Genomic DNA, 975 nt, shown 5'->3' with positions numbered 1-975 from the left:
GGGGGTAAGTCGTCAAATATTTTCCATATTTTGTTTAATTTGTTTATAAATTCTTTTAAGTCTTTTGATATGAATAAGTTTTTGAGTTTCCAGCCATATTTTTTTATTTTCTTTTTTTCTTTCTTTGTATATTTGTTTTTCTTGAAATGTTCATTGATTTTGTCATCGACTATTTTTTCAAAGTGGAATATGCATAGTTGGTGTTTTTCAAAGCCTAAATTTTTGATTGGTGCTGTGTATGCGGGATGGTGGTCTGTGGTTATGCATTTTCTTTTATTTTTTGGAATATTTTCTTGTAAGAACTTTTTCACATTTTCTGAATTAGATTTATCGTGTATTTTGATTGATATTGTTTGGTTAGTTGTGGAATCTATTAATTGTCCTTTAAATTTTTTATTTTTTTTCATTGTTAGGTGTTGTTCGTCAAATTCAAAATATCCACTTAAATCTAGTGTTTTAAAATTTAATTCGTTTTTATTTCCAATATTTAGTATATTATGGATTGATTGGTGGGAGATTGAAATATCGTCTTCTTTATAATCTTCGCTTGTTTTTCTAAGTGATTTTCGTCCAGTTTTAGATTTCCTAATTAATTTATCTTTAAATGGCTTTGAAATCTTTTCATAATCCTTAATAATGTTTTTTAGCTTGACTTTAGGGTAAGTATGGCATTCTTTACAGTAATATTGTTTAAGATAAAATTTAACTTCTCCAATTTTGTCTAAAATAACATCTTTAGTTACAAATTTCTTTTTATTCAAAGAATTTTCTCCACAATGAGGGCATATTCTATTATTGAACTCAAAATGATAAGGTTCAGGTATATGTATGCTAATGTCAGTTTTAAACTTATTTAAATGATTAAAACTATTTTTAACAGCTTCTTTGAAATCAGGGACTTTTGCACCAAAATCGGAAAGTTTATATTGTATGCTTTTAATATTACTAATGTCGATAGTATTTGTTGTTTTCATA

General features: G+C 25.8%; 1 protein-coding gene. It reads right to left on the bottom strand.

Features of this window, described 5'->3' with window-relative positions; translation table 11 throughout:
- The coding region (locus MBCUR_RS10560) for a hypothetical protein (RefSeq protein WP_067090008.1) at nucleotides 1-975 on the bottom strand (975 nt) is incomplete at both ends.

It is taken from the genome of Methanobrevibacter curvatus (assembly GCF_001639295.1).
GTDB lineage: Archaea > Methanobacteriota > Methanobacteria > Methanobacteriales > Methanobacteriaceae > Methanoflexus > Methanoflexus curvatus.
Note: the sequence above shows the minus strand (reverse complement) of the source record. Positions and strands in the feature narration are given on the sequence as shown.